The 3,227-nt window shown below is 62.5% G+C and carries 1 protein-coding gene and 3 pseudogenes; all 4 read left to right on the forward strand.

Annotated features, from left to right (window positions below; genetic code table 11):
- Nucleotides 1-1,478: pseudogene (locus WAW17_RS00120) on the forward strand (hypothetical protein); the annotation flags it as partial.
- A 288-nt stretch (nucleotides 1,479-1,766) separates the two neighbouring features.
- Nucleotides 1,767-2,594 (forward strand): annotated as a pseudogene (locus WAW17_RS00125) (IS481 family transposase); the annotation flags it as partial.
- A gap of 92 nt (nucleotides 2,595-2,686) precedes the next feature.
- A pseudogene (locus tag WAW17_RS00130) lies at nucleotides 2,687-3,100 on the forward strand (VWA domain-containing protein); the annotation flags it as partial.
- A gap of 31 nt (nucleotides 3,101-3,131) precedes the next feature.
- Nucleotides 3,132-3,227, forward strand: a 96-nt coding sequence (locus WAW17_RS00135; RefSeq protein WP_422331008.1) for a VWA domain-containing protein, incomplete at its 3' end; no start/stop codon positions are given.

Below are 3,227 nucleotides of genomic sequence, written 5' to 3' on the forward strand. Positions count from 1 at the left end.
CCTTCTACGTGGGGGAGTCGGTGGACCTGCGAGCGAGGATGGGCGGGCACGCGGGGAAGTGGGGTGCGGAAATCATCGCGGTGCGACTGCTTCCGACGTCGGCGTCGAAGCAGCAACTCAAGCGGTACGAGCGCATCCTTACTCACGAACTAGAACGGTGGGATGTTCCGATCCGCGACGTGCTCAACGCGAGCATTACCGCCGGGCGTGATGCACTCGATGAGTTGCTCCCGGATGCCGAGCAAGTTCGTTGGTTGCAGGATCCGCGGGGTTACAACGATGCCGATGCGACTCCGCTCAAGGAGATCGCCGCGCAGGAGGTCCGTTACTCGACTGCGGCCCGGCGCTATCGTGAACGGCCGCAGGAGCCGGCGGTCACCGGATTATTGCGAACTTACCTCGACCGCTGTGTGCCTGTTCCTCGAGCAACGGAGTTCCAGTACTGGTCGGTCAGTACCGGCACCTTCGGTGGCAGCCGCTTCCCGCGCCGATTCTGCGTCAACGTCGGTAAGATGGAGGTCTTCGTCGTCTATGAGGACAAGCGCGCGAACGGATTCATTCGAGGTTTTGTGAACGTTCGCAAGAGCATCATTGCCCCCACGCGTCAGGCGGAGCGTGAGTTCAAGCGTCGGCACCCCGACGTCCGGATCGAGCACCGCATCTATGACGACGCCGGCGGTGACCTGATCACCCTTCGAGCTTCGAGTCTCGAGGTCCTCGCGCGCATCCTCGTCGACGATCAGGTTACTGCTGCGGCCGCGAAACTTGTCCTGGACGTGATGCGAAAGCACTTCTGCGTCTACACGCGGTACCACTGCCCGCAGCTCGTGGCCGTGGTCTATCCCGAGTTCCCACGCTTGCAGCAGCAGTCATCCATCAGTGCGGCATCAGACACCCCGCGCGGGTTGCAGCCGATCGCGTTCGATGACCAACCCACCGCCACCGACGAACCTGCCGTGTCCGTGGACGAGGCCTACGACGTCGGTGTCGAGGATCTCGGGGACGTTGACTGCTACTGGATCGTCGGCTGTGGACCGCGGGCGACTGGGCGCAACCAGATCAGTGACTTCGTCGAGCGCGGAGAATGGCGGATGGACCCAGACCCGCGATACGAGACCAAGGTAGCGGACATGCTTCCGGGTGAGCGGATCGCGGTAAGAACCCGACGCAATGTCACCGACACGGATGTGCCCTTCGACCGCCGAGATAATCGCGTGTCGGTGATGGACTTTCATTTGCGGGGAACCATCATGGAGAACCCGGGTGACGGTTGCTCGGTGCAGGTGTCGTGGGAGCCGATGGAGCAGGCACCGAAGCGGTACTACCTCTACACCAGCCAGGACACGGTGTGGGCGTTGGCTCGTGGGGCCGACACCTTATGGGATGATCTGATCGGATTCGTCTTCGACGGGCGGAAACAGGACGTCGACTTCATCCGCAACCTGCCGTTCTGGTCGGATCGGTTCGGCGACAGATAGCGACAACGGGTACGGGACAACCTGCACAGATCAGCATGGGACTTAATTCATTTGGCGTATCCCCTGACACGTCAACTAGTGAACAAGTTCACGCACCCTTCGCGGGCATGGTGTGGCTAGAGTTCCGTCGGTGACGTGACATCGTTGACAGGCAACCCAGCCGGGTGATCTTGATGCGTGCATTCAAGAGAGCAGATCGAGTCCGATTCCGTCATCGCATCGCGGGTGTCCGTTGAGATCCGTTTGCGAGCGGTCACCGAGGTTGTGACGGTTCACCGGTGGTCGAGGTTGCCGAGCGCTTCGGGGTCTCGCGGCAAAACCGTCACGGCCTGGCGCAAGCGATACGAGGCTGCGGGCCTGGAGGGTTTGGCCGATATGTCGCGGCGTCCGCATTCGAGCCCGAAACGGATTGCACCGGAGGTCGAGGCGTTGGTCTGCGAGATGCGCCGACACCATCGACGTTGGGGTGCGCGGCGGATCGCGCACGAGTTGCGGAGGGAGATCGAGGACCGCGCTCCCTCGCGGTCGACGATCCACCGGGTGCTTGTGCGCAATGGATTGGTCAATCCTCAAGAGCAGCAACATAAGAGGGTCTACAAGCGGTGGGCGCGAGAAGCTCTGATGCATCTGTGGCGGCTCGACCTGGTCGGCGGTGTCTTCCTTGCCGACGGCCGCGAGTGCAAGATGCTCACCGGTATCGACGACCACTCCCTGTTCGTTGTCGTAGCCGCGGTCCTCGGGAAGCCCTCCGGCGCCGCGGTCTGCGAGGCGTTCATCGCCGCGATGGCCCGTTGGGGTGTGCCGTTCGAGGTCCTCACCGACAACGGCAAGCAGTTCACCGGCAAGTTCACCAGGCCACTGCCCGCCGAAGTGCTCTTCGAACGCACCTGCCGCGAGTACGGGATCACCGCACGGTTGACCAAACGTCGCTCACCGACCACCACCGGCAAGATCTAACGCCTCCACCGCACACTGCGACGCGAACTCCTCGACGAGACAGGAGCATTCGCGTCCTTCGCGGACGCGCAGACCGCGATAGACCAGTGGATCCACGCCTACAACACTCAACGTCCACACCAGTCCCTGGACAGGGCCACCCCTGCCAGCCTGTTCCGTGCCCGGGCGGTCGCGGACCACCCTGCCGGTGCCTTGCACAACGCAGCGGTGGCGGCGGAGAACGTCGCTGCTGCGTGCGCAGCCAGAAGGGTGTGGTTGGCCGGGTGGTCGAGCGGATGGCCGCGGTGGCGGCCCAACTTGACGACGACGGGGAGATGCAGGCGTTCACATTTGCATCAAACAGCACGCGGCTGCCGGATCTGCGGATCGACGAGCTACCGGAATGGACCGCCTTGCACGTACGGGTCGGTCAGACGCGGCTGTTGGGGAGGGCGCCCAAGGGGCAGGCTGGCCAGATCGATATGCGCACCATTGGGATTCAGAACGAGGACCAGAAGGTCATCGCTCAAGTTCGGCAATACGTCCGGTCGACACCTGTCTCTTCGCCGACGCTCGTGCTGTTCTTCGCCGACGGCGGCGTGTATCGGAACAACGAAATCGAAAAGGAACTTCGTGGATCTGTCAGGGAGCCGATCTTCTGGCAATTCGTCGGACTTGGTTCGGCGAAGTTCGGGGTGCTCGAAACGCTTCGACACCATGAAGGGCCGGCTGGTCGACAACTCCGGATTCTTTGCCGTACGCGACATCGACAAGTTTCCGGACGCCGAGTTCTATGACAGTCTCCTTTCCGAG

The sequence above is a fragment of the Rhodococcus sp. (in: high G+C Gram-positive bacteria) genome (assembly GCF_049286785.1).
Classification (GTDB): domain Bacteria; phylum Actinomycetota; class Actinomycetes; order Mycobacteriales; family Mycobacteriaceae; genus Rhodococcus_F.